The sequence below is a fragment of the Shewanella sp. MF05956 genome (genome assembly GCF_059758055.1).
The window spans coordinates 1-24,284 of sequence record NZ_JCAYNV010000030.1 but is presented as its reverse complement, the minus strand read 5'-3'; the positions used below and the strand labels follow the sequence as shown (position 1 = coordinate 24,284).

At 43.2% G+C, this 24,284-nt stretch carries 40 protein-coding genes; 6 read left to right on the top strand and 34 right to left on the bottom strand.

Annotated features, from left to right (window positions below):
- Window positions 1–425 precede the first annotated feature (425 nt).
- From AC19MX_RS20590 to AC19MX_RS20575, 4 genes are all read right to left on the bottom strand, one after another.
- Window positions 426–956 (bottom strand): TlpA family protein disulfide reductase, encoded by a 531-nt coding sequence (locus AC19MX_RS20590; RefSeq protein WP_498299719.1) that lies wholly within the window; start codon window positions 954–956, stop codon window positions 426–428.
- A 65-nt stretch (window positions 957–1,021) separates the two neighbouring features.
- Window positions 1,022–1,498, bottom strand: a complete 477-nt coding sequence (nrfF, locus tag AC19MX_RS20585; protein ID WP_498299718.1) for a heme lyase NrfEFG subunit NrfF — start codon at window positions 1,496–1,498, stop codon at window positions 1,022–1,024.
- Between the two features lie 5 nt (window positions 1,499–1,503).
- On the bottom strand, window positions 1,504–2,058 hold the full coding sequence (locus AC19MX_RS20580) for a DsbE family thiol:disulfide interchange protein (protein WP_432405978.1): 555 nt from the start codon (window positions 2,056–2,058) through the stop codon (window positions 1,504–1,506).
- A 15-nt stretch (window positions 2,059–2,073) separates the two neighbouring features.
- Window positions 2,074–4,047, bottom strand: coding sequence for a heme lyase CcmF/NrfE family subunit (locus tag AC19MX_RS20575; protein ID WP_498299717.1), 1,974 nt, complete (start codon window positions 4,045–4,047; stop codon window positions 2,074–2,076).
- 417 nt (window positions 4,048–4,464) lie between these two features.
- On the opposite strand from AC19MX_RS20575, the gene ccmI reads away from it, so the two are divergent.
- Window positions 4,465–5,718, top strand: coding sequence for a c-type cytochrome biogenesis protein CcmI (ccmI, locus tag AC19MX_RS20570; RefSeq protein WP_498299716.1), 1,254 nt, complete (start codon window positions 4,465–4,467; stop codon window positions 5,716–5,718).
- A 123-nt stretch (window positions 5,719–5,841) separates the two neighbouring features.
- Here the strand turns inward: ccmI and AC19MX_RS20565 are convergent, their stop codons facing one another.
- Window positions 5,842–6,135 (bottom strand): c-type cytochrome, encoded by a 294-nt coding sequence (locus AC19MX_RS20565; RefSeq protein ID WP_188959323.1) that lies wholly within the window; start codon window positions 6,133–6,135, stop codon window positions 5,842–5,844.
- Between the two features lie 324 nt (window positions 6,136–6,459).
- Between AC19MX_RS20565 and ccmA the strand changes: the two genes are divergently transcribed.
- From ccmA to ccmE, 5 genes are read left to right on the top strand one after another with little or no spacing between them, the layout of a single operon-like run.
- Window positions 6,460–7,110, top strand: a complete 651-nt coding sequence (gene ccmA / locus AC19MX_RS20560) for a cytochrome c biogenesis heme-transporting ATPase CcmA (RefSeq protein WP_432405990.1) — start codon at window positions 6,460–6,462, stop codon at window positions 7,108–7,110.
- A 9-nt stretch (window positions 7,111–7,119) separates the two neighbouring features.
- Entirely contained in the window at window positions 7,120–7,806 is a 687-nt protein-coding gene (gene ccmB / locus AC19MX_RS20555; RefSeq protein WP_432405993.1) for a heme exporter protein CcmB, read from the top strand.
- The gene (locus AC19MX_RS20550) at window positions 7,806–8,552 is read left to right on the top strand and encodes a heme ABC transporter permease (RefSeq protein ID WP_432405996.1); all 747 of its coding nucleotides are present in this window, start codon (window positions 7,806–7,808) and stop codon (window positions 8,550–8,552) included. Before ccmB ends, AC19MX_RS20550 begins: the two co-directional genes overlap by 1 nt.
- The gene (gene ccmD, locus AC19MX_RS20545) at window positions 8,552–8,764 is read left to right on the top strand and encodes a heme exporter protein CcmD (protein ID WP_432405999.1); all 213 of its coding nucleotides are present in this window, start codon (window positions 8,552–8,554) and stop codon (window positions 8,762–8,764) included. The genes AC19MX_RS20550 and ccmD overlap by 1 nt, the downstream gene beginning before the upstream one ends.
- Complete coding sequence (ccmE, locus tag AC19MX_RS20540; RefSeq protein WP_432406003.1) at window positions 8,748–9,239, top strand: cytochrome c maturation protein CcmE; 492 nt, start codon at window positions 8,748–8,750, stop codon at window positions 9,237–9,239. The genes ccmD and ccmE overlap by 17 nt, the downstream gene beginning before the upstream one ends.
- 997 nt (window positions 9,240–10,236) lie before the next feature.
- Here the strand turns inward: ccmE and rplQ are convergent.
- The 29 genes from rplQ to AC19MX_RS20395 all read right to left on the bottom strand — a co-directional run.
- Window positions 10,237–10,632: a 50S ribosomal protein L17 gene (gene rplQ, locus AC19MX_RS20535; protein ID WP_432405844.1), complete on the bottom strand. Its 396-nt coding sequence runs from the start codon at window positions 10,630–10,632 to the stop codon at window positions 10,237–10,239.
- A 40-nt stretch (window positions 10,633–10,672) separates the two neighbouring features.
- Complete coding sequence (locus tag AC19MX_RS20530) at window positions 10,673–11,662, bottom strand: DNA-directed RNA polymerase subunit alpha (RefSeq protein WP_160056417.1); 990 nt, start codon at window positions 11,660–11,662, stop codon at window positions 10,673–10,675.
- Between the two features lie 24 nt (window positions 11,663–11,686).
- Complete coding sequence (gene rpsD / locus AC19MX_RS20525; protein ID WP_432405849.1) at window positions 11,687–12,307, bottom strand: 30S ribosomal protein S4; 621 nt, start codon at window positions 12,305–12,307, stop codon at window positions 11,687–11,689.
- Between the two features lie 32 nt (window positions 12,308–12,339).
- Window positions 12,340–12,732: a 30S ribosomal protein S11 gene (gene rpsK / locus AC19MX_RS20520; RefSeq protein WP_011635661.1), complete on the bottom strand. Its 393-nt coding sequence runs from the start codon at window positions 12,730–12,732 to the stop codon at window positions 12,340–12,342.
- A 17-nt stretch (window positions 12,733–12,749) separates the two neighbouring features.
- Window positions 12,750–13,106, bottom strand: coding sequence for a 30S ribosomal protein S13 (rpsM, locus tag AC19MX_RS20515; RefSeq protein ID WP_011635660.1), 357 nt, complete (start codon window positions 13,104–13,106; stop codon window positions 12,750–12,752).
- Window positions 13,107–13,224: 118 nt separating this feature from the next.
- Window positions 13,225–13,338 (bottom strand): 50S ribosomal protein L36, encoded by a 114-nt coding sequence (gene rpmJ / locus AC19MX_RS20510; RefSeq protein WP_006083579.1) that lies wholly within the window; start codon window positions 13,336–13,338, stop codon window positions 13,225–13,227.
- Between the two features lie 23 nt (window positions 13,339–13,361).
- Window positions 13,362–14,702 carry a preprotein translocase subunit SecY gene (gene secY, locus AC19MX_RS20505; RefSeq protein WP_188926897.1) on the bottom strand — a complete coding sequence of 447 codons (1,341 nt, stop codon included), beginning with the start codon at window positions 14,700–14,702 and terminating at the stop codon, window positions 13,362–13,364.
- A gap of 7 nt (window positions 14,703–14,709) precedes the next feature.
- A complete protein-coding gene (rplO, locus tag AC19MX_RS20500) occupies window positions 14,710–15,144 on the bottom strand; it encodes a 50S ribosomal protein L15 (RefSeq protein ID WP_011635657.1) in 435 nt (144 codons plus the stop codon).
- Window positions 15,145–15,148: 4 nt separating this feature from the next.
- Window positions 15,149–15,331, bottom strand: a complete 183-nt coding sequence (gene rpmD / locus AC19MX_RS20495; protein WP_137224586.1) for a 50S ribosomal protein L30 — start codon at window positions 15,329–15,331, stop codon at window positions 15,149–15,151.
- A gap of 6 nt (window positions 15,332–15,337) precedes the next feature.
- A complete protein-coding gene (gene rpsE, locus AC19MX_RS20490; RefSeq protein WP_011494651.1) occupies window positions 15,338–15,841 on the bottom strand; it encodes a 30S ribosomal protein S5 in 504 nt (167 codons plus the stop codon).
- Between the two features lie 11 nt (window positions 15,842–15,852).
- Window positions 15,853–16,203, bottom strand: a complete 351-nt coding sequence (gene rplR, locus AC19MX_RS20485) for a 50S ribosomal protein L18 (RefSeq protein WP_432405856.1) — start codon at window positions 16,201–16,203, stop codon at window positions 15,853–15,855.
- Between the two features lie 10 nt (window positions 16,204–16,213).
- Window positions 16,214–16,747 (bottom strand): 50S ribosomal protein L6, encoded by a 534-nt coding sequence (gene rplF, locus AC19MX_RS20480; protein ID WP_498299715.1) that lies wholly within the window; start codon window positions 16,745–16,747, stop codon window positions 16,214–16,216.
- A gap of 10 nt (window positions 16,748–16,757) precedes the next feature.
- Window positions 16,758–17,150: a 30S ribosomal protein S8 gene (rpsH, locus tag AC19MX_RS20475; RefSeq protein ID WP_432405866.1), complete on the bottom strand. Its 393-nt coding sequence runs from the start codon at window positions 17,148–17,150 to the stop codon at window positions 16,758–16,760.
- Window positions 17,151–17,174: 24 nt separating this feature from the next.
- On the bottom strand, window positions 17,175–17,480 hold the full coding sequence (gene rpsN / locus AC19MX_RS20470; RefSeq protein ID WP_432405868.1) for a 30S ribosomal protein S14: 306 nt from the start codon (window positions 17,478–17,480) through the stop codon (window positions 17,175–17,177).
- Between the two features lie 10 nt (window positions 17,481–17,490).
- Complete coding sequence (gene rplE / locus AC19MX_RS20465) at window positions 17,491–18,030, bottom strand: 50S ribosomal protein L5 (RefSeq protein WP_261299974.1); 540 nt, start codon at window positions 18,028–18,030, stop codon at window positions 17,491–17,493.
- Window positions 18,031–18,043: 13 nt separating this feature from the next.
- Window positions 18,044–18,358 (bottom strand): 50S ribosomal protein L24, encoded by a 315-nt coding sequence (gene rplX, locus AC19MX_RS20460; protein WP_432405872.1) that lies wholly within the window; start codon window positions 18,356–18,358, stop codon window positions 18,044–18,046.
- 11 nt (window positions 18,359–18,369) lie between these two features.
- Window positions 18,370–18,738, bottom strand: a complete 369-nt coding sequence (rplN, locus tag AC19MX_RS20455) for a 50S ribosomal protein L14 (protein WP_011635649.1) — start codon at window positions 18,736–18,738, stop codon at window positions 18,370–18,372.
- Between the two features lie 178 nt (window positions 18,739–18,916).
- Window positions 18,917–19,165 carry a 30S ribosomal protein S17 gene (gene rpsQ / locus AC19MX_RS20450; RefSeq protein ID WP_432405876.1) on the bottom strand — a complete coding sequence of 83 codons (249 nt, stop codon included), beginning with the start codon at window positions 19,163–19,165 and terminating at the stop codon, window positions 18,917–18,919.
- On the bottom strand, window positions 19,165–19,356 hold the full coding sequence (rpmC, locus tag AC19MX_RS20445; protein ID WP_006083592.1) for a 50S ribosomal protein L29: 192 nt from the start codon (window positions 19,354–19,356) through the stop codon (window positions 19,165–19,167). The genes rpsQ and rpmC overlap by 1 nt, the downstream gene beginning before the upstream one ends.
- Window positions 19,356–19,766 carry a 50S ribosomal protein L16 gene (rplP, locus tag AC19MX_RS20440; RefSeq protein ID WP_188959293.1) on the bottom strand — a complete coding sequence of 137 codons (411 nt, stop codon included), beginning with the start codon at window positions 19,764–19,766 and terminating at the stop codon, window positions 19,356–19,358. Before rplP ends, rpmC begins: the two co-directional genes overlap by 1 nt.
- Before the next feature lie 11 nt (window positions 19,767–19,777).
- Window positions 19,778–20,467 (bottom strand): 30S ribosomal protein S3, encoded by a 690-nt coding sequence (gene rpsC, locus AC19MX_RS20435; RefSeq protein ID WP_432405883.1) that lies wholly within the window; start codon window positions 20,465–20,467, stop codon window positions 19,778–19,780.
- Between the two features lie 12 nt (window positions 20,468–20,479).
- On the bottom strand, window positions 20,480–20,812 hold the full coding sequence (gene rplV / locus AC19MX_RS20430) for a 50S ribosomal protein L22 (RefSeq protein WP_011635644.1): 333 nt from the start codon (window positions 20,810–20,812) through the stop codon (window positions 20,480–20,482).
- A gap of 15 nt (window positions 20,813–20,827) precedes the next feature.
- Window positions 20,828–21,106, bottom strand: a complete 279-nt coding sequence (gene rpsS / locus AC19MX_RS20425) for a 30S ribosomal protein S19 (RefSeq protein ID WP_006083596.1) — start codon at window positions 21,104–21,106, stop codon at window positions 20,828–20,830.
- A 15-nt stretch (window positions 21,107–21,121) separates the two neighbouring features.
- Complete coding sequence (gene rplB / locus AC19MX_RS20420; protein WP_188959288.1) at window positions 21,122–21,946, bottom strand: 50S ribosomal protein L2; 825 nt, start codon at window positions 21,944–21,946, stop codon at window positions 21,122–21,124.
- A gap of 16 nt (window positions 21,947–21,962) precedes the next feature.
- A complete protein-coding gene (gene rplW / locus AC19MX_RS20415; protein WP_124729276.1) occupies window positions 21,963–22,265 on the bottom strand; it encodes a 50S ribosomal protein L23 in 303 nt (100 codons plus the stop codon).
- Complete coding sequence (gene rplD / locus AC19MX_RS20410; RefSeq protein ID WP_160056445.1) at window positions 22,262–22,867, bottom strand: 50S ribosomal protein L4; 606 nt, start codon at window positions 22,865–22,867, stop codon at window positions 22,262–22,264. The genes rplW and rplD overlap by 4 nt, the downstream gene beginning before the upstream one ends.
- A 16-nt stretch (window positions 22,868–22,883) precedes the next feature.
- A complete protein-coding gene (gene rplC, locus AC19MX_RS20405; RefSeq protein WP_188959286.1) occupies window positions 22,884–23,522 on the bottom strand; it encodes a 50S ribosomal protein L3 in 639 nt (212 codons plus the stop codon).
- 27 nt (window positions 23,523–23,549) lie between these two features.
- Window positions 23,550–23,861 (bottom strand): 30S ribosomal protein S10, encoded by a 312-nt coding sequence (gene rpsJ / locus AC19MX_RS20400; protein WP_011635639.1) that lies wholly within the window; start codon window positions 23,859–23,861, stop codon window positions 23,550–23,552.
- Window positions 23,862–24,216: 355 nt separating this feature from the next.
- The coding region (locus tag AC19MX_RS20395) for an EF-Tu C-terminal domain-related protein (RefSeq protein ID WP_199734358.1) at window positions 24,217–24,284 on the bottom strand (68 nt) is incomplete at its 5' end.

The window sequence follows — 24,284 nt, the reverse complement described above, 5'->3', positions numbered from 1 at the left end:
TGAGTTTAAATTTTTTGATTGCCTACATTCCGAAGAACAAGAAGACAATTTCGAATAACTCAATACCTGTGAATGTCCACACAGATTTCTTGTTTAGATTGTTAAAGAGCGTACTAATACCAAAAGATCAATCTTTCGCTTAGTGGCCGTTGACGCTAGGTCGTTGGCTTGGGCTGCGTATTCTACGCTTTCCCGTCTCGGCGTCAAGTGTTTTTTCAAACTTTCTTTTCGCCTTGAACTCAGTGTTTTGAAGCACTTGGTTCAACCTAACTCGGTGACCGCTTTCGCTGTCTGCCGTGTCAGTGGATGCGCATTATAGGCACCATGAGATTTAGTGCAACCCCTTTTTAAACAAAAAAGGATCGCTTGGCGATCTTTTCACCAAAAACGATCCTTTTAAGCTTTTTAAATGCTTTTATGCTGGTTTATTGTGCTTTTTCGGTGTTTTTTCTGAATTGAGTTAGAAAGGCTATTGCGTTTTCATCGTCCCAATCGACATATGAACGGACATAAGCCACCAGCTCACCTTGCTCATTTAAGATAAATGTTGCTGGTATTGTATCAAGCGGGAATACATCACGTAATTCTTGCTGTGGATCATAGTAGGAATTAAATGCAGGTAAACCCAAATCCGTTAAGAAAGGTTTTACCACTGCTGAATCGGCATCGATTGAAATAGGTAACAGTACAAATTGCTCAGCATTGAGCGTTTGGTTTAAACGATGTAAAGCAGGAAGCTCTCTTACACAAGGTGGGCACCACGTTGCCCAAAGGTTCACTACAACAACCTTACCTTTATAGTGTTCGAAGTTAACCTGTTTACCAATTGCATTCGTGAAGTCCACGAGTGCAATTGGAAACGGTTGGGGCAAGATATTAATTCGTTCGAGTGTTGATTGAGTGACTTGTTGAGTTTGTTGCTGCATACCTGGGTATGCACTCACTATATTGGTCATGCTTATTAGCAGTAGATTAAATAGTATTATCGCAAGCCACTTTTTCAATGTTGTTACTCCACGTTTTATTTACTTGCCTTGTTTTTATTTAGTAGAGCATCAAGTTCTGCTTGTTGCTCTGGTGTGAGAGTTTCCGCTTCTGTGGTTTGAATTCGTTGTCTACGTACAAATATAAACCCGATAAGCAAACCAAACACTAATAAACCAGCTGGACCTAACCATAAAACATAGGTTTTAGCATCAAGCTTTGGCTTATAAAGCACAAAATCACCATAGCGGCTGGTCATAAAGTCGATGATTTCAGAATCAGCTTTACCGCTGTCGACCATTTTATATACTTCAAGACGTAAGTCTTGGGCCACAGGTGAGTTGGAATCCACTAAGTTTTGGTTCTGACACTGTGGGCAACGTAATTGATGCGCTAGTGACAATGCACGCTCTTGGTTATCTGTCGATTTAAATTCGTAAGTATCTACTGGCGTAGCAAAAGCTGATATCGTAAATAGTACGCTAGCAAAACAGATTAATAATTTAGTCACCATGTTCATTAAGATGCCCCATCTGCTTTAGCTTCGGTTTGGAGTTGTTGGATCATTGGGTATAAAGTTTCCGTCCACACGGTTTGATCAATAGGGCCCGCATAGCGATAACGAATAATGCCATTATGATCGACAATAAATGTTTCTGGCGCACCATACACACCAAGATCCAAACCTAACCGACCATCTTTATCAAAAATATTCAAAGTATATGGATCACCTTGAGTCTGCAGCTCTTTGATTGCTAATGCTCGCTCGTCACGGTAATTAATACCATATATAGGTAGTAGATTACGTTTTGACAGCATCAATAAATATGGGTGTTCATATTTACAGGCTGGACACCATGTGGCCCAAAAGTTAAGCATTGTGACTTTGCCAGCAAGATTCTTCTCGGTCAGTATTTCAGTCGCTACTTCAAGTCGCTCAAGTTGGAAAGCCGGTACAGGCTTTCCTTCTAGGGCAGAATCAAGCACTTTTGGATTTAAAAATAATCCTTTGTATAAGAACACGCCCATACCCAAAAATATAACGAGGGGTATAAACAGTACAAACTTCTTCATAGTGTCTCCGAGTGATTATGCTGTAGCCAATTTTGCTTTAGCGGCTTCTTGCTGCTGTGCGACTTGCTTTACACGGTAGCGCTTATCAGATGCAGCAAGGAATCCACCCACCATCATAAAGATAGAACCAAACCATAACCAACGAACAAATGGCTTATAGTTTAGGCGCACTGCAAACTCAGTTAAACTAATTGGATCACCCATGGTGACATATAAATCTCTGAATAGTCCCCAATCGATACCCGCTTCGGTCATGTCCATCGTACGGACGTTATATTGACGGCGATCTGGCTTTAATAAAGTGATAAATTCATCGTCTTTATAAATCTCAATCTGACCTTGTTGCGCGGTGTAATTAGGACCAACTACATTTTTAGTTTCTAAATACTTAAAGGTATATCCAGCTAACTCTTGTGAGATACCTGGGCCCATGCGTACACTTTTTTCAATTGAGTAGTTAGATACCATTGTTGCACCAAGTACTGATACAGCAATACCAAAGTGAGCAATCATCATACCTAGCTGACTACGACTGATTCGACTCAGGCTAATACCACCTTCTTTTTGGCTTACAATATTATATCCAGCGCGGAGTGTTGATAGCATAATCCAAGACGTTGCCGCGACACCAGCCATAACCCACGCATCAAACTCACCACCAGCAATAAACGGCACAGCTGCACCTATTACTAATGAGATAATTGCCGGTACTAATAATTGACGTCTAATTTCACCGGCTTTTGATTTTTTCCAACGAATGATTGGACCGATGCCCATAAAGCCAAATAGCACAAGCACAATAGGAACAAATACAGCGTTAAAATATGGAGGCCCAACAGAAATTTTACCCATACCCAGTGCATCTATCAGTAATGGATATAATGTCCCTAGTAGTACCGTACCTGCTGCAACTGTAAGTAGCACATTACAGATTAGCAACATGGTTTCTTTCGATTTAAGTTCAAATCGTGCAGGGCTACTCATCTCATTAGCACGGAATGCAAATAGAGTTAGCGAACCACCAACGGCAAGACCAAGTAATAATAGAATAAACAAACCGCGACTTGGATCTGCAGCAAATGAATGCACAGATGTTAAAACACCTGAACGCACAATAAAGGTACCTAACAGACTCAATGAGAATGCAAAGATAGAAAGTAGTACGGTCCAGTTACGGAATGCGCCACGCTTTTCCGTCACAATTAATGAGTGCACTAAAGCCGTACCAACTAACCAAGGCATAAATGATGCATTTTCAACTGGATCCCAAAACCACCAGCCGCCCCAGCCTAATTCGTAATATGCCCACCAAGAACCAAGTGAGATACCACCGGTTAAAAATATCCAGGCTGCCAATGTCCATGGACGACTCCAGCGTGCCCATGCAGAATCAAGTCGACCACTCATTAGTGCTGCAATAGCAAATGCAAAACATACTGAGAACCCCACGTAACCCAGATATAGCATCGGAGGATGGAAAATCAGCCCCACATCTTGCAGCATTGGGTTTAAATCTCGTCCTTCCATTGGGATCGGAAATAACCGTTCGAATGGGCTAGAGGTCAAGACCATAAATAAAGTAAAACCAACGACTATCATCGCAAGGACTGACAATACCCTTGCAGTAAAGACTTCTTCTAAGCCTTTACTAAAGATAGCGACAGACATTGCCCAAACGGATAGCGCAAAAACCCAAAACAGTAATGACCCTTCATGACCACCCCAAACAGCAGCAATTTTAAAGAAGATGGGTAACTGTGAGTTTGAATGATGCGCGACGTAAGCAACAGAGAAGTCATCTGTCGCAAAGCTGTAGGCTAAGGTAATAACAGAAAGACTGATAAAGAAAAACATTCCGTAGGTCAGTGGCCAAGCATAACGAACAAGATACTGGTCTTTACGAGCGGCACCATATAACGGTACGGACGCTAAAAGTAGGGCAAAAGCCAAACCGAGAATTAGCGAGAAATGTCCAAGTTCTGGAATCATGGGTATTCCTTAGTCTAAATAATTAAGCGGGATTTGAAACAAACAAACCACGACAGTATCAATCAATGCATCGAAACTAATATACGCACATTAGCTTAAACGAATTTTAACGCATTTTAGAACTTGCTGTTGCATCTGTCTGCCCTTTTCGTACAAAACTGGGTCTCCAGTCTCATTATGAACATCTAAGTAATCAAAATGAATCCCTAGTATTGGCATATGACACAAGAGGAATTATAAAGTTTCATACAATTTAACAAACACATCCAATCTGTGAACCAGTACGCAACTCTCAGGATTTGGATTCATATCTTCCTTATATTACTATTCAATTAATAATCTTTACGTATAATCAAACTTCCAAGCACTGCGGTAAACACCGCTTCTTCTGTTAACCTAAAAGTGAATATTTAAACAATGACCACATTTTGGATTTTTATTGCGCTTGTCGTACTCATCGGCCTAATCATGATTTGGGTTCCTCACTTTCGCCAACAAAAGCTATTACAAGCAGAAGAGGCTGGCGTTCGTAGACAAACTAATCTTGAACTTTATGGTGAGCGTTTAGCAATACTCGAAAAAGAATTGCAAGATGAGATGTTAGACAAAACCGAATTTGATGCCTTAAAGAAAGAACTTGAGATCAACTTACTTCAGGATATGAAGCAAGAAGGTGATGACTCACTTGATGTTGAGATTAAGCCTAAGAGTGCATTATGGCCTGCTTTTATGACCATTTGTTTGCTCGCCATTTCAGGTTACTTCTACCAGCAACTAGGCGCTTACAACGAGTTAGCCAATCCACCTCAAGCTAATAATCCTCATCAAGGCATGGATCCCGCTCAAATCATGTCGCAACGAGTGCAGATGATGGAAGCAAAAGTGCAAGCACAACCAGACGATAGCCAAGCTTGGTTTAGTCTAGGTCACGCTTACGTTTCAGCTAACCAATATGACAAAGCATTAGCAGCATTTGATAAAGTGATGGCATTAGTTGGCACACATGCTGAGTTACTTGGTCCTAAAGCAACTGCACTATATTATAAAGCGGGTCAAAAAATCACGCCTGACATCCAAGCGGTTATTGATCAATCACTGGCTTTAGACCCTCAAGATCCTTCAACATTATTGCTTGTTGGTATGGATGCTTTCTTTACCGCTGACTACAACAAAGCGATTTCAGCCTGGCAAATGATTTTAGACAGCGATCGCAACGATGTAGATCGCACTGCATTAATGAATGCGATTGAATCAGCCAAAATGCGCATGAACGAAACAGCAGACACAATGCCTAATGACACTAACCACAATGGTGTTGCTACAGTAAACGCTAAAACATTGGCAATCGAAGTCACTATTTCAGAAGAACTAGCAGACAAGGTTAGTGCAACAGATACAATATTTATCTTTGCCCGTGCGACCCAGGGTCCTAAAGTTCCGTTAGCGGCAATAAAGATTAGCGCGGCGAACTTACCAACGACCATAACGTTAGATGACAGCACGTCTATGGGCGGCGATTTAACCTTGAGCTCAGCTAAAGAGGTTGAAGTGATTGCGGTGCTATCTAAAAATGGCAGCGTTAAACCACAAGCAGGTGACTTAAAGGGCACTATTGATGCTATCGCAGTGGGTGGAAGCGCTACATTAACGTTAGATACGCTAGTGCAATAACATAAGTAAACAAGACTAAAAATGATTGCTATGTAACACGTTTTATTTAGCAATCGTTAAATCTGTCAAAATGCACCCATAAAAAAACCGGCTATTAGGCCGGTTTTTGGTTTAGTCGAAAAATTACTTAGACATAAACTCGATAGCGTTTTTGTAATCATCGTCTGTACAATCTGTACACATACCACCTGGTGGCATTGCATTTAAACCAGACTTTACAGAACCCACTAAGGCATCTAAACCTTTAGCTAGGCGTGGTTCCCAAGCAGCAGCATCATGAACTTTTGGCGCACCGGCCACACCCATGCTGTGACATACTTGACACGCTTTGTTGTAAATAGCTTCACCTTCTTGAGCAAACACATTCGCAGACAAAGTTAATGCAGCTACTGCAGTCATTGCTAACAATTTTTTCATGTTCAACGTTCCTAATTGCAAATATACAAAGCTTAACGCTGCCCTTTGATTTAGAAGGCAGACTCTTTTTAGCCACACTAGATTACTACAAATAGCAAAAAAACTCATCTTTTTGTGACAACAATCTCAGGTTAGTCTCTAAATCAAGACAATCTGGCTAGTTCAGGTAATATATTAGTAATCGTTAAAAAAGTTCAATTGATATTGTGTTTTTTGGAACTATATCAAATTGCTAGCACTTAGTCTGAGACAAAGCTAAACCGACAAAAGCCTTTGTGTTAGTATCATTTCGAATTCATCCTCACGCGTAAATAAGAGGGATAAGTGACCATCTCAAATCAATCAAGAGTACTGTTAAGTGCCAACGAATTAACCTGTATTCGTGAGGAGCGCATATTATTTGATGGACTCAGCTTTACTATTAATGCTGGTGATATCGTCCAAATTGAAGGACCTAACGGCGCAGGTAAAACAAGTTTGTTACGCATTATTGCGGGTCTGTCACGTCCATACGCTGGAGAAGTAGAATACCTAGGTGAAGACATTACACGTTGCCGTGATGAATTCAATCACGACTTACTTTATTTAGGCCATTTAGCCGGTGTAAAGAGTGAACTCACAGCAGAAGAAAATCTTAACTTCAATTTAAGAATCAGTGGCTATGATGACTTTGATACCACTGAGTTACTCGCTAAAGTTAACCTAGCAGGATTTGAAGAAGCTCTTGCCGGACACTTGTCTGCAGGACAACATCGACGCACAGCACTCGCTAGATTACAGCACAGTAATTGCAAAATATGGATTTTAGACGAACCCTTTACTGCTATCGATAAAAAAGGCGTAGAAGAGTTAGAGCAGTTGTTCATTGAACATGCTAAGTCTGGAGGATGTGTCATTTTAACGACGCACCAAGATATGAGCATTATTAGTGATGACATATTACGTAAAATCACGCTCGACTATCGCTTCGTATAAGGTATCTGAATGAAACGAGGAATTAGTTATACCACGGCATTCATGACGCTCTTACAGCGTGATTTACGCATTGCTATCCGTCATCGTGGGGATATTTTCAATCCGTTATTATTTTTTATATTGGTTGTGACTCTGTTTCCATTAGGGATTGGGCCAGAACCACAAGTACTCACCCGAGTCGCCCCAGGGATTATTTGGGTTGCAGCGCTCTTAGCGTCAATGTTGTCACTTGAACGTTTATTTAAAGCTGATTATAACGATGGCACCTTAGAGCAAATGCTATTAAGCCCTCAACCTCTGTCACTTTTAGTTCTGGCAAAGGTATTGGCTCACTGGATATTAACCGGTGTGCCTTTGATATTGGTTGCACCATTGCTTGCAGTTTTATTGCACTTAGACGGCAATAGCTATGGCGCATTAATGGCAACACTTGCATTAGGTACCCCAATATTATCATTGCTGGGTGCTATTGGTGTTGCCCTAACCGTAGGTTTGAGAAAAGGCGGTGTGTTACTCAGCTTATTGATTTTACCCCTGTATATTCCGGTGCTTATTTTTGCTACTAGTGCAATAGATGCAGCCGGACTAAACCTAGCTTATGATGGTCAACTTGCGATACTTGCGGCAATGTTGGTCGGTTCTTTAATCTTGGCACCTTTTGCAATTGGCGCCTCCTTACGTGTGAGTACAAACTAATGTGGAAATGGCTACATTCTTACGCAGACCCAGAACGGGCATATAAATTATCGGGCACCTTATTGCCATGGTTTTCTGTATTAGCAATATTACTTGTGGGTACTGGCAGTATTTGGGGTTTGTTATTTGCCCCTACTGATTATCAACAAGGTGATAGTTATCGAATTATTTTTATCCATGTTCCGGCAGCCTCAATGTCTATGGCAGCATATATGGGCATGGCGATTGCTTCATTTATTGGACTGGTATGGCAAATTAAGTCGGCAGACTGGGCAGCAGCAGCAATTGCTCCTATTGGCGCCGTAATTACCTTTATTGCCCTTTTAACTGGGGCAGCATGGGGCAAGCCTATGTGGGGCACATGGTGGGTTTGGGATGCACGTCTAACATCAGAACTCGTACTGCTATTTTTATACCTAGGGGTAATCTCCTTATATGCCTCGTTTGAAGATAAGGTTCTTGCCGCTCGCGCTGCTGGAATCTTAGCCATTGTAGGTGTCATTAATATACCGATCATCAAGTATTCTGTTGATTGGTGGAGCAGCCTGCATCAGCCATCGACAATTAGAATTACTGAAAAATCGACCATGTCGACTGATATGTTATATCCATTATTAATCAACATTGTTGGTTTTGGCATGATGATAGGCGCGATTACACTCGTACGTTATAGAACTGAAATTCTTGCCCGTAATGGTATGAGACCTTGGGTTCGTGAACTGGCTACTGCAGAGGAGGCTAAGTAATGCAGTTTGATTCATTTGCAGACTTTGTAGATATGGGTGGCTATGCGTTTTATGTATGGTTGTCTTATGGTGTAACATTTGGCTCCTTAGCCACATTAATTACCTTGAGCGTAAGACAAAAACGTAAAGTATTAATAGAAATTGCTAAAAAGATAACGCGTGAACAACGCCTTAAAGAAACAAGAGGTACTAACCGTGAATCCAAGACGTAAAAAGAGATTAACCTTAGCGGTAGCGTTGATTGCAGGTGTTGCAGCCGTAGCTTCGCTTTTACTCTATGCATTAAATTCAAACCTTAATTTATTCTATACACCGTATGAAATTACACACGGAAAAAACGACACAGGTGTAATGCCAGAAGTGGGTCAACGCATTCGTGTTGGCGGTATGGTTACTGTAGGTTCAATGAAACGAGACCCTAATAGTTTGCATGTTGAGTTTGCCGTACACGACTCAGCAGGTGGTGAAGTCATTGTTACTTTTGATGATTTATTACCCGACCTTTTCCGTGAAGGTCAAGGTATCGTTGCGCAAGGAGTGCTCATTGAATCAGGTAAACTTGAGGCAACAGAAGTCTTAGCAAAGCATGATGAAAACTATATGCCACCTGAAGTTGCTGAAGCTATGGGCCAAAAACATGAAAAGCCTGAATATACAGATAAACAGGCTGAAGGATATAAATATTAATAGGCAGTTTAACTCTTATTAATATTAGAAAAGACAAATGCCAATCTGATGATTGGCATTTTTTTTACTAAATTTGACTAATGTTTATATCTGCCTATCTGCCTATCTGCCTATCTGCCTATCTGCCTATCTGCCTATCTGCCTATCTGCCTATCTGCCTATCTGCCTATCTGCCTATCTGCCTATCTGCCTATCTGCCTATCTGCCTATCTGCCTATCAAAAATGCTAGCAAAGACTACATACCGAGGCAAAAAGAAACGTCAAAATATCTACTAGAGATTAGGCACTCATAGAGAATAAAAATCATCGAAATTAAAGTTTAAGAAAACTCGCTTAATAGTTCTAGCTTGGGATAAAGCGTGATTTTTCTGGTAAAACAAGAACCTAAAATTAGCTTTCAAAATTAGCTGAACCTGGTCATGGAACCAACATGGCAGTAATCTGTAACAATAGTAAAGACGAGTGCTATAAATCAGGCCCCATATACAAGCACCTATATACTATGACTATGGTAATGGGTTCTGCTACTGCTAGAACAATGACAAGATTGATGCGCAACAGAATTAAGATTTGTTTTATACCAATCCGCATTAATAAGTCCCACTCAGAATGCGTCCAGTGCCTATTGATTAAGGCGTGGCTACATCGTAATTATTCCCTTTTCGAATAGCGAGCACACATAACAAAAAGCTGCTGTAACATTCCTTTCTGGCAGGTTTTAAAAGGCTTACACCGCGTTGTATGGCAAGAAAGAAGACGACTATTCATTCACTCATACGCCTTGTTTAAGCTCTTTTAAACTCTAGATGAGTCATCACTTATCAAAGCGAAATAGGATTTAATAACATTGAAACAAAACTATGTATGAAGGGGTTCTGGCTGTGGTTGAAATATAAGTCATCAAAGATAAAACCAGGGTTATGAATTACATTTCAGGAAAAAGTGTAGGTATAAAAAAACCGAGCCTAGGCTCGGTTTTTAGTTGAGTAATTAAAATTACTCAGCAGCTTCTACTTCAACAGCTTCAGCAGCTTCAGGGCGACCTACTAACTCGATGTAAGCCATTGGGGCTTTATCACCGGCACGTAGGCCACACTTAAGAATACGGGTGTAACCGCCAGGACGATCCTGGAAGCGTGGACCCAATTCAGTAAATAACTTACCTACAACTTCAGCGTCGCGGGTACGAGCGAAAGCTAAACGGCGATTTGCAACGCTGTCAACTTTAGCAAGTGTTATTAGAGGTTCAACTACGCGACGCAGTTCTTTCGCTTTAACAGTAGTTGTCTTGATAATCTCATGACGAACTATTGAACAAGCCATGTTACGGAACATAGCTTGACGATGACTGCTGTTGCGGTTTAGTTGACGACCACTCTTACGATGGCGCATGACCTAATCCTTATAACCTAAATCTGTACTAACCTGAGACTTATAGGTCGTCTGCTAAACTAGCTGGAGGCCAGTTTTCAAGACGCATACCTAACGACAGTCCGCGAGACGCTAAAACATCCTTAATTTCAGTAAGAGACTTCTTACCTAAGTTAGGGGTCTTAAGCAGCTCAACTTCAGTGCGTTGTACCAGATCTCCGATGTAATGAATCGCTTCGGCTTTTAAACAGTTAGCCGAACGTACAGTTAGCTCTAAATCGTCGACAGGACGCAGCAAAATCGGATCAAACTCCGGTTTCTCTTCTACAACAGCCTGCTCAGTAACATCACGTAATTCAACAAACGCATCTAGCTGTTCAGCTAAAATTGTTGCAGAACGACGAATTGCTTCCTCAGGATCAATAGTACCATTAGTGGTCATATCAATCACAAGTTTATCTAAGTCAGTACGCTGTTCTACACGAGCAGCTTCAACATTATAAGCAATGCGAGCTACAGGTGAGAATGAAGCATCAACCAACAGGCGACCAATTGGGCGATCGTCGTCTTCAGTTTGTGCACGAGCCGAAGCTGGCACATAACCACGACCACGCTCAACGCGGATACGCATGCTGATATCATTATTACCTGTCAAGTGACAGATAACATGATCAGGATTCATAATGGTAACATCACCATCATGTGTGATATCTGCTGCTGTAACAGGGCCTGTGCCGGACTTGCTTAATGTAAGCAAAGCCTCGTCTTTACCCTCGATAGTCACTGCTAATCCCTTAAGATTAAGCAATATCTCAAGGATATCTTCTTGTACGCCTTCCTTACTGCTGTACTCATGCAGTACTCCGTCAATTTCGACTTCAGTAACTGCACAGCCTGGCATAGACGACAATAGGATGCGACGCAACGCGTTACCTAAGGTATGGCCAAAACCACGTTCGAGTGGCTCTAGTGTAACTTTGGCGCGAGTTGAATTAACCTGCTCAATATCAACGAGACGCGGTTTAAGAAATTCTGTAACAGAACCCTGCATTGTGTCCTCTCTTGTTTGTTAGCTTTACTTAGAGTAAAGCTCGACGATCAGCTGTTCGTTAATATCCGCAGACAAATCGCTACGTTCTGGAACGCGCTTGAAAGCACCTTCCATTTTCGCATTGTCGACTTCTACCCATGTAGGCTTCTCGCGTTGACCAGCCACTTCTAAAGCCGCTTTAATACGAGCTTGAGTACGTGACTTTTCACGGATGCTTACAACATCATTCGCAGACACTTTGAATGACGGAATGTTAACAACACGACCGTTAACCATAACAGATTTATGGCTTACTAGCTGACGTGATTCTGCACGAGTAGAACCGAAACCCATACGATAAACGACGTTATCTAGGCGGACTTCTAAAAGTTGTAATAGGTTTTCACCAGTATTACCTTTTAGACGTGCAGCTTCTTTATAGTAGTTACGGAATTGCTTTTCTAACACACCGTAAATACGACGAACTTTTTGTTTCTCGCGTAGCTGTAAACCGTACTCAGACAAACGTGGCTTACGTGCGCCATGTTGTCCTGGTGCAGCTTCAAGCTTACACTTCGAATCGATTGCTCTCACACCGCTTTTTAGGAAAAGGTCTGTACCTTCTCTGCGGCTGAGCTTGAGCTTAGGACCCAAGTATCTTGCCATGATCTTTCTCCAACTATCCTATATACGCAGTGTTATACACGACGTTTTTTAGGTGGACGACAGCCATTATGAGGGATAGGCGTCACATCGGTAATGTTAGTTATTTTATAACCAACAGCGTTCAGCGCACGAATGGCTGATTCACGACCTGGACCTGGACCCTTCACGAAAACTTCAAGGTTTTTAACACCGTAGTCTTGAGCAGCAATACCTGCACGCTCAGCAGCTACCTGTGCAGCGAATGGTGTTGATTTACGTGAACCACGGAAACCAGAACCACCTGAGGTAGCCCATGACAACGCATTACCTTGACGATCTGTAATGGTGACAATTGTGTTGTTGAAAGAAGCATGGATATGAGCCATGCCATCTGCAACCTGTTTACGTACGCGCTTACGCGGAGAACGTGACGGAACTTTAGCCATTTTGGTTTACCTTCCCGTTACTTTCTTATTGGTTTACGTGGACCTTTACGCGTACGCGCATTGGTCTTAGTACGTTGCCCACGAAGAGGCAGGCTACGACGATGGCGGAGACCACGATAACAACCAAGGTCCATAAGACGTTTGATGTTCATTGAAATCTCACGACGCAAGTCACCTTCTACGGTGTATTTGGCGACTTCTTCGCGTAGGATATCTATTTGAGCTTCGCTCAATTCCTTGATCTTAGCGTCTTCAGCAATTGAAGTAGATGCGCAGATTGCTCTAGCGCGTGTACGTCCAATACCAAAGATTGCAGTCAATGCAATGACTGTATGCTTTTGATCAGGAATGTTAATGCCAGCGATACGGGCCACTATGCACTCCTTAAAGTTAAAGGCCATCTGCGAAAAGCCCGAAAGGATACTCGACAGACGACAGATTTGCAAACAATATTTTTAGTCAGCCCATTATTGAGCTGACCAAAATTCTTTCTTAGCCTTGACGCTGTTTGTGTTTTGGTTCAACACAGATAACGCGAACAACGCCACTACGCTTGACGATCTTGCAATTACGGCAGATCTTCTTCACGGAAGCTCGAACTTTCATTTCATCACTCCGTCAAAGTAATCTTATTTACCAAAGCGATCTAAGTTCGCTTTGTTCACAAGATTAGCTTTCTTCATCACAGACTCATACTGATGAGACATCATATGGGTCTGAACCTGAGCCATGAAGTCCATGATCACGACTACAATAATTAGTAGTGAAGTACCGCCAAAATAGAACTGTACTTTCCACGCAATTAACATGAACTCCGGAATTAAGCAGATAAAGGTAATGTACAACGCACCCGCTAAGGTTAAACGTGTCATGACTTTATCTATGTAACGCGAAGTCTGTTCTCCGGGACGGATCCCAGGAATGAATGCACCACTCTTTTTCAGATTATCCGCTGTTTCGCGTGGATTGAAAACCAACGCAGTATAGAAGAAACAGAAAAAGATGATTGCTGTCGCGTACAATAATGAATACAGCGGTTGCCCAGGGGACACAGCTAAAGCGAAATCGCTTAACCATGACATAGACTCATTTTGACCAAACCACTGAGCCAGTGTGCCTGGAAACAAAATAATGCTGGATGCAAAAATTGGTGGAATCACACCTGCCATGTTCACTTTTAATGGTAAGTGAGTGCTTTGCGCTGCAAAAACCTTTCGGCCTTGTTGGCGTTTAGCGTAGTTAACGACGATACGACGTTGACCACGTTCCACAAATACCACTAAATAAGTTACAGCAAATACGATTACCGCGAGCAACAGTAGTACTAATACATTCATGTCACCTTGACGAGCTTGCTCGGCTGTTGAGCCGATAGCCGATGGTAAACCTGCAACAATACCTGCGAAAATTAAAATCGAGATACCATTACCAATACCACGTTCGGTAATTTGTTCGCCTAGCCACATTAGGAACATCGTTCCAGTAACTAAACTGACAACAGCAACAAAGTAGAAACCAAATCCAGGATTGGCAACAAGGCCAGGCATGAGATTTGGTAAACCCGTTGCAATACCGATAGATTGCAATGTACCCAACACAAGTGTGCCATATCGAGTATATTGACTGATTTTTTTACGTCCTGATTCGCCTTCTTTTTTCAATTCAGCTAGTGCAGGATGCACAACAGTCAATAACTGCATGATAATAGATGCCGAAATATACGGCATTATACCTAATGCGAAGATAGAAGCACGCTCTAAAGCACCACCCGAGAACATGTTAAACATGCCAAGGATGGTATCTTTCTGCTGAGCAAAAAGCTCTGCTAATACAGCTGCGTCAATACCAGGAATTGGCACGAACGAACCGGCTCTAAAGACGATAATCGCACCAATCACGAACAGAAGACGAGTTTTCAGTTCAGAGAAACCGCCTTTCGCGCTTTTTAAATCAAGTCCTGGTTTTGCCATCGACGTATTATTCCTCGATCTTGCCACCGGCAGCTTCAATAGCTGCACGAGCACCTTTGGTTACCTTTAGACCTTTTACAGTCACTGGGCGGTCAATGGTACCTGAAAGAACGATTTTCGCAAACTGGATGTTGCGAGTAATAACGTTCGCATCTTTCAGTGCATTCAAATCGACAACATCACCGTTAACTTTTGCTAGTTCGAGTAAACGAACTTCAGCTGTTACCAAAGCGCGACGCGAGGTAAAACCAAACTTAGGTAAGCGGATCTTAAGTGGCATTTGACCACCTTCAAAACCGACGCGAACGCCGCCGCCTGAACGAGACTTCTGACCTTTATGGCCGCGACCCGCTGTTTTACCTAAACCTGAACCAATACCACGGCCTACACGCTTAGGAGCAGATTTAGAACCTGCTGCTGGAGATAGAGTATTTAGACGCATTATCTTATTCCTCCACCGAAACCATGTAGTACACCTTATTGATCATACCGCGAACTGAAGGAGTATCTTCAACTTCAACAGTGTGACCAATACGACGCAGACCTAAACCGGTTAGGGTAGCACGGTGTTTTGGTAAACGACCGATGCTGCTTTTAGTCTGTGTTACTTTTAAAGTTTTAGTAGCCATGGTGCATTACCCCCGAATTTCATCAACATTCAGGCCACGTTTTGCTGCGATTTGAGCTGGTGACTTCATGTGCACCAACGCATCGACAGTTGCGCGAACGATGTTGATCGGGTTAGTAGAACCGTATGCTTTTGACAGAACGTTATGAACGCCTGCAACTTCTAATACGGCACGCATTGCGCCACCGGCAATAATACCGGTACCCTGTGATGCTGGTTGCATATAAACTTTTGAACCAGTATGGCGACCTTTAACTGGGTGATGCAAAGTACCTGCATTCAACTCCACGGTTACCATGTTACGACGGGCTTTTTCCATTGCTTTTTGAATAGCAGCTGGAACTTCACGCGCTTTTCCATAGCCATAGCCGATCTTACCGTTACCGTCACCCACTACTGTTAGTGCTGTGAAGCTAAAGATACGACCGCCCTTAACGACTTTAGAAACACGATTAACTGCAATCAATTTCTCTTGCAGATCGTCTTTTTGCTGAGCTTCTAATTTAGCCATTTTATAACCCCTTAGAATTTCAGGCCAGCTTCACGAGCGGCATCTGCAAGAGCAGCTACACGGCCATGATACTTGAATCCAGAACGGTCGAACGCAACAATAGCTACGCCCTTCTCGATCGCACGCTCAGCAACAGTTTTACCCACTGCTTTGGCCGCATCTACGTTTCCGGTACTCTTTAGTTGCTCTTTAACTGTTTTTTCAACAGTTGACGCAGCAGCTAACACCTTAAATTCAGGACTGATCACCTGAGCATAGATGTGACGCGGTGTACGATGTACAACCAGACGGTTCACGCCTAGCTCTTGGATCTTCTTACGTGCACGTAACGCGCGACGTAAGCGAGATGTTTTCTTATCCATATCGCGTTACCTACTTCTTCTTAGCCTCTTTACGGCGTACAACTTCGTCGTCATAGCGAACACCTTTGCCTTTGTAAGGCTCTGGTGGACGATAGCCACGAATGTTGGCTGCAGTTTGACCTACTAACTGTTTATCAACGCCTGTTAGGACGATTTCAGTTTGACTAGGACATTCAGCAGTTACGCCTGCGGGAAGTTTGTGTACTAATGGATGTGAAAAACCTAATGTCAGGTCTAAGTCGCTACCAGCAATCTTTGCACGGTAACCAACGCCAACCAATTTAAGTTTTCTCACAAAACCTTGAGATACACCAACAATCATATTGTTTACTAGTGCACGAGTAGTACCAGCCTGTGCCCAAGCGTCAGAAACGCCTTCAACAGGTAGGAACTTTATTTGTGCATCTTCAATAACAACATTAACCGCATTATTGATTACTCGAGTCAGACTTCCTTTACCGCCTTTAACGGTTAAAGTCTGTTCGCTTATAGTCACCTCTACGCCAGCAGGGATAGTGACTGGTGCCTTTGCAACACGAGACATTACTAACTCCTTACGCTACGTAGCAGATAACCTCGCCACCCGAGCCAAATTGGCGGGCGGCACGATCAGTCATCAAGCCTTGAGAAGTGGACACAATTGCGATACCCAGACCGCCCATAACCTTTGGAAGTTCGTCTTTACCTTTGTAAATACGAAGACCAGGACGGCTTACGCGCTGGATAGTCTCAACGACTGGTTTGCCTTGAAAATACTTTAATGTAATTTCTAATTCAGGCTTAGCTTCATCTGCTACGGCGTAGTCAGTAATGAAACCTTCATCTTTAAGTAATTTCGCGATTGCTACTTTTAACTTAGCTGAAGGCATCTTTACAGATACGTGGTTAGCAGCTTGGCCGTTACGAATACGGGTTAACATATCCGCAATAGGATCTTGCATGCTCATATTAGCTTACTCCGTGACAAGTGCTTACCAGCTGGCCTTACGTAGACCAGGAACTTCACCGCGCATAGTTGCTTCACGTAATTTAATACGGCTTAAGCCGAATTTACGTAAAACGCCATGTGGGCGACCAGTTTGATTACAGCGATTGCGTTGACGCGATGCGCTTGAATCACGTGGTAGTGCTTGCAACTTAAGCACAGCATCCCAACGATCTTCGTCAGAAGACTCTGGGTTACTGATAGTAGCTTTAAGTGCTAGACGCTTCTCAGCGAACTTAGCTACGAGCTGCGCACGTTTTGCTTCACGTGCTTTCATAGATGTTTTAGCCATTATGCTACCCTTATTTCTTAAATGGGAAGTTAAAAGCGGTCAACAAAGCACGACCTTCTTCGTCATTCTTCGCAGTGGTAGTGATAACAATATCCATACCGCGAATTTTATCGATTTTATCGTAATCGATTTCTGGGAAGATGATCTGCTCTTTCACACCCATTGCGTAGTTACCACGGCCGTCAAACGCTTTAGCGCTTAAGCCACGGAAGTCACGAATACGTGGAATTGCAATGTCAACTAGACGCTCTAAAAATTCCCACATACGCTCACCGCGTAGGGTAACTTTACAGCCAATAGGGTAGCCTTCACGGATTTTAAAACCAGCAACTGATTTACGAGCAACAGTTACAATTGGTTTTTGACCAGCGATTGCAGTCATGTCACGAAGCGCATGCTCCATAACTTTCTTATCTGCAACAGCTTCGCCAACACCCATATTAAGGGTGATTTTCTCAATCCGAGGGACTTGCATGACACTGCTATAACCGAACTTTTTAGCTAGTTCAGCGACCACAGTCTCTTGATATTTATCATGCAGTTTCGCCATCGTTTACTCCAAATTACTTAACGAGTTCGCTGTTCGACTTAAAGAAACGGACTTTTTTACCGTCTTCAAATCGGAAACCAACACGATCCGCCTTGCCTGTGGCTTGGTTAAAGATCGCAACGTTTGATGCTTGTATCGGTGCTTCTTTCTCGATAACGCCGCCAGTCACGCCCAATTGTGGGTTTGGCTTCTGGTGCTTTTTAACTAGATTGATGCCTTCAACAATTAATTTACCAGTAGGTAGAACTTGAGAAACCTTAGCGCGTTTACCCTTGTCTTTACCTGCTAATATTACTACTTCGTCTTCACGACGGATTTTAGCTGCCATTTTGAAGCTCCTTACAGTACTTCTGGTGCCAGCGAGACAATTTTCATGAATTTATCATTACGCAATTCACGTGTCACTGGGCCAAAGATACGAGTACCAATCGGTGCAAGGTTTGCGTTAAGCAATACCGCTGCATTCCGATCGAAGCGAATGACAGAACCGTCTGGACGACGTACGCCTTTCTTAGTACGGACTACCACCGCGTTATATACATCACCTTTCTTCGCTTTAGCGCGAGGAATTGCTTCTTTAACAGAAACTTTAATGATGTCGCCGATACCGGCATAACGACGATGAGAGCCACCCAAGACCTTAATACACTGAACTCTGCGTGCGCCGCTGTTACATGCGACGTCTAGAGTCGATTGCATTTGGATCATTTCAAGTGCTCCGCTATCGTTACTACACAATCCCACTATGGGAGTATATTTTGAACCAAATTTAAGCAATAATTTACTCAAAAATGGCGCGCAAGTATAACACCACATTTTACGAATGCATAGCAAAAAAAACAAACGGCCCCAAATTCTGGAGCCGTTTACGTTATCCTAATAAAAATTAGGCTTTTGTTACTACTTCAGCTAGTGTCCAAGACTTAGTCTTAGATAGAGGACGACACTGACTAATTGTCACGATGTCACCTTCATTACACTGATTAGTTTCGTCATGTGCATGGATCTTAGTTGTACGCTTAATGTACTTCCCATAAATAGGGTGTTTCACTTGGCGTTCAATAGCAACAGTGATAGATTTTTCCATCTTGTTGCTTACAACTTTACCTTGCAAAGTACGGGTTTTATCAGACATTACGCACCTGCCTTAGAAGTAATAATGGTCTTAACACGTGCAATGTTACGACGCACTAGTTTCAATTGATTCGTTTGAGTCAATTGACCAGTAGCGTGTTGCATACGCAGGTTAAACTGCTCACGCAGCAGACCAAGTAATTCAGCGTTAAGTTCTTCAACGCTCTTTTCTCTTAGTTCGCTCGCTTTCATTACATCACCGTCTTAGTTACGAAGGTAGTCTTTAAAGGAAGTTTGGCAGAAGCCAAAGCGAAGGCTTCACGAGCCAAAGCTTCAGGTACACCACCCATCTCATAAAGAACCTTACCAGGTTGAATCTGACATACCCAGTATTCAACGTTACCTTTACCTTTACCCATACGCACTTCAAGAGGCTTAGAGGTAATTGGCTTGTCAGGGAAAACTCGAATCCAAATTTGTCCTTGACGTTTAACATGACGTGTCATGGCACGACGTGCAGATTCAATTTGACGTGCAGTTAAACGGCCACGGCCGACTGCTTTCAAACCGAAAGTACCAAAGCTAACTTCAGTACCGTTCGCTAGACCACGGTTGCGGCCCTTGAACATCTTGCGAAACTTCATACGTTTAGGTTGCAGCATAAAAGTTTCTCCTATTTACCACGAGGCTTACGCTTAGGTTGCTGCTTTGGCTCTTCAATAGCAGGTATTAAACCGTCTAGAACTTCGCCTTTGAAGATCCAAACTTTAATACCAATCACACCATATTGCGTGTGACTTTCTGCAGTTGAGTAGTCGATATCAGCACGTAATGTATGTAAAGGTACACGACCTTCACGATACCATTCAGCACGTGCGATTTCAGCGCCACCTAAACGGCCGCTCACTTGAACTTTGATACCTTGAGCACCAATGCGCATTGCGTTTTGAACTGCGCGCTTCATAGCACGACGGAACATAACACGACGTTCTAATTGCTGAGCAATAGAGTCAGCAACTAACTTAGCGTCTAATTCAGGTTTACGGATTTCAGCGATGTTGATTTGAGCAGTAGTGCCTGTGATTTTAGACACATGTGCACGTAATACTTCAACGTCTTCACCTTTCTTACCAATCACAACACCTGGACGGGCAGTGTGAATCGTAACGCGGATGCTTTTCGCTGGGCGTTCGATAACAATCTTAGATACTGATGCGGCTTTTAACTTTGCAGTTAAATATTGACGCACTTCCCAGTCGCTGTTCAGATTATTTGCATAATCTGATTTATCGGCGTACCAGGTAGAGATCCAAGGCTTGGTGATACCCAGACGGATACCATTAGGATGTACTTTCTGTCCCATTGCTCTCTTCTCCTAGCGATCTGCTACAACCACAGTGATGTGGCTGGTACGCTTCATGATACGATCAGCGCGGCCTTTGGCACGTGGCATGATACGCTTCATTGTTGGGCCTTCATCTACGAAGACGGCTCCAACTTTAAGCTCATCAATATCCGCACCTTCGTTGTGTTCGGCGTTTGCGATAGCTGAGTCAAGTACTTTCTTAACCAGTACGGCGGCTTTCTTTGGGCTGAACGTCAAAATCTCGAGGGCCTTAGAAACTGGCAATCCACGAATCTGATCAGCAACTAGACGGGCCTTCTGCGCAGACGTACGAGCAAAACGATGTTTAGCTAAAACTTCCATCTTATTCCTCCCGTATTAACGCTTCTTCGCTTTCTTATCTGCAGCATGGCCGCGATAAGTGCGAGTTGGTGAAAATTCACCAAGCTTGTGGCCGATCATCTCGTCAGTTACGAACACAGGTACGTGCTGACGACCATTATGGACAGCGATGGTCAACCCAATCATATTAGGGATGATCATTGAGCGGCGAGACCAAGTTTTAATTGGCTTTTTATCTCCCGCTTCCATCGCTTTCTCTACCTTCTTCAGCAAGTGCAGGTCAATGAAGGGACCTTTCTTGAGAGAACGTGGCATGGCGAATCCTCTTACTTATTTATTACGACGACGTACGATGTACTTGTCAGTGCGCTTGTTACTACGAGTTTTATAACCCTTAGTTGGCACACCCCATGGACTCACTGGATGACGTCCACCAGAAGTACGGCCTTCACCACCACCATGTGGATGGTCTACTGGGTTCATTGCAACACCACGCACTGTAGGGCGTATGCCTCTCCAGCGCTTAGCACCTGCTTTGCCTAACTGGCGTAGCATGTGTTCGGCATTACCAACTTCACCAAATGTCGCGCGGCAATCTACTGGAACTTTACGCATTTCGCCAGAGCGAAGACGTAGAGTTGCGTAGGCACCATCACGAGCAACAACTTGTACATAAGCACCAGCTGAACGTGCGATCTGAGCGCCTTTACCAGGCTTCATTTCAACAGCGTGTACAACTGAACCGACAGGAATGTTGCGTAACGGCATAGCGTTACCAGTCTTGATTTCTGCATCCAAACCAGATTTGATTGGGTCGCCAGCTTTCATGCCTTTAGCAGCAAGAATATAACGACGTTCACCATCTGCATACAGTACTAACGCAATGTGCGCTGTACGGTTTGGATCGTATTCAAGACGTTCAACTTTCGCAGGGATACCATCTTTATCGCGTTTAAAGTCGATTAAACGATAGTGCTGCTTATGTCCACCACCTACGTGGCGTACAGTGATACGACCAGTATTGTTACGGCCACCACTTTTGGTTTTTCTCGCCAACAGGCCAGCAAAAGGTTTACCCTTATGCAGGTCCGTATTCACCACTTTAACTACGTGGCGACGACCTGGAGAGGTTGGCTTACACTTAATAACTGCCATGATAATTCTCCTATGCTTACTCAGCGCCGCCGACGAAATCGATGTCAGCACCCGCAGCTAAAGTTACATAAGCTTTTTTCCAATCGCTACGACGACCTACACGGCCACCGGTACGTTTGGTTTTGCCTTTGTTAACTAAAGTACGAACTGAATCGACTTCAACTTCAAATAGCTTCGCTACTGCAGCTTTGATCTCTGCTTTAGTCGCATCGATTGCTACGCGGAAAACTACAGTGTTGTTCTTCTCAGCGACTACAGTACTCTTTTCAGAGATATGTGGAGCTAGAATCACTTTTAGCAAACGTTCTTCGCGGATCATGCTAGCATCTCCTCGATTTGCTTCACTGCATCAGCAGTAACAAGAACAGTGTTGAACGCAATTAGACTAACTGGGTCTAGACCCGCTACGTCACGTACGTCAACTTTGTATAAGTTGCGAGCTGCTAAGAATAAATTCTCATCAACTTCAGCTGTAACAATTAGAACGTCTTCTAAGTTCATTGCTGCTAATTTAGCTTTAAGCTCTTTAGTTTTAGGAGCTTCAACACTAAATGATTCAACAACAACTAAACGCTCTTGACGTACCAATTCAGACAGAATGCTCTTAAGAGCACCACGGTACATCTTCTTGTTAACTTTTTGGCTGTGATCTTGGGTTTTAGCAGCGAATGTTACGCCACCGCCACGCCAGATTGGGCCTTTAACACTACCGGCACGAGCGCGGCCTGTGCCTTTCTGGCGCCATGGTTTTTTACCAGAGCCAGTTACTTCCGCACGAGTCTTTTGAGCACGAGTGCCCTGACGTGCGTTTGCAGCGTAAGCTACAACTACCTGATGAACCAGTGCCTCGTTAAAGTCACGGCCGAAGGTAGTTTCGGAAACTTCAAGAGCGCTTTGCGCGTCTTTCAATACCAATTCCATTACTATCTCCTCAGACCTAAGCTTTAACTGCAGGCTTAATGATTAGATCACCATTGGTAGCGCCTGGAACTGCGCCGCGTACTAATAACAAGTTACGCTCTGCATCAACACGTACAACGTGTAGATTTTGAGTAGTTACTTGCTCAGCACCCATATGACCTGACATTTTTTTGCCTTTGAATACACGACCAGGCGTTTGGTTCTGACCAATAGAACCGTTCGCGCGGTGCGCCAATGAGTTACCGTGAGTCGCATCTTGAGTACGGAAGTTCCAGCGTTTAATACCGCCTTGGAAGCCCTTACCTTTTGATTGACCAGTAACATCTACTTTCACAACTTCTGCGAAAATATCAACATTAAGCTCAGCACCAACTTCAATGCCTTCGCCTTCACCATCTGCTAAACGCAATTCCCATAAACCACGACCGGCTTCTACGCCGCCCTTGGCAAAATGACCTGCTTCTGCTTTGGTGATGCGATTGGCTTTTTTGGTACCAGTAGTCACTTGAAGTGCGCGGTAGCCGTCAGTTTCTAAAGTTTTCACTTGAGTAACGCGGTTGCCAGCAATTTCAATTACTGTTACAGGGATTGACGTACCATCTTCTGTGAAGATGCGAGTCATACCCACTTTACGACCAATAAGACCGATAGCCATCTCTCAAACCTCTTCTAAGGATCTCAATTAACCTAAGCTAATCTGAACGTCGACACCAGCCGCAAGATCTAAACGCATTAATGCGTCTACAGTCTTTTCTGTTGGCTCTACGATGTCAACTAAACGCTTGTGGGTACGAATTTCGTACTGATCACGTGCATCTTTATTAACGTGCGGAGAGATCAAAACGGTATAACGCTCTTTGCGTGTTGGTAGTGGAATAGGACCACGTACCTGCGCGCCTGTACGCTTAGCAGTTTCAACGATTTCCGCTGTAGACTGATCAATCAAACGATGATCAAAGCCTTTCAAGCGGATACGGATTCTTTGGTTCTGCATTGACCAGAGCTCCTAAAATGGACACATAAAAAATCACCCTCTAGCTTTTTCCTTTCTGGAAAAGCAGAGCGAGATGATTTAACCGTTCGACTCCCAATCGGAGTCGCTATGAATATGCATAACCTAAAAGGTTAGACAAATATTTTCGCTGCACATGTCAGCGAGAGGGCAATTATACAGATCTTCTATTGGAGATCAAGCCCATTGTGTAAATAGTCTTCAGAAAGTCTTTTCACAATCAATTGCGGCGCATTTTACACAATTTATGCGTTTATGCTAGCAGATAGTCTGATTTATTCCTAAAAACAAAAAAGGAAGCCGAAGCTTCCTTTTTCAGTGTTCACTAAAGTCGCTATTACGCGATGATTTTAGCTACTACACCAGCACCAACTGTACGGCCACCTTCACGGATAGCGAAACGTA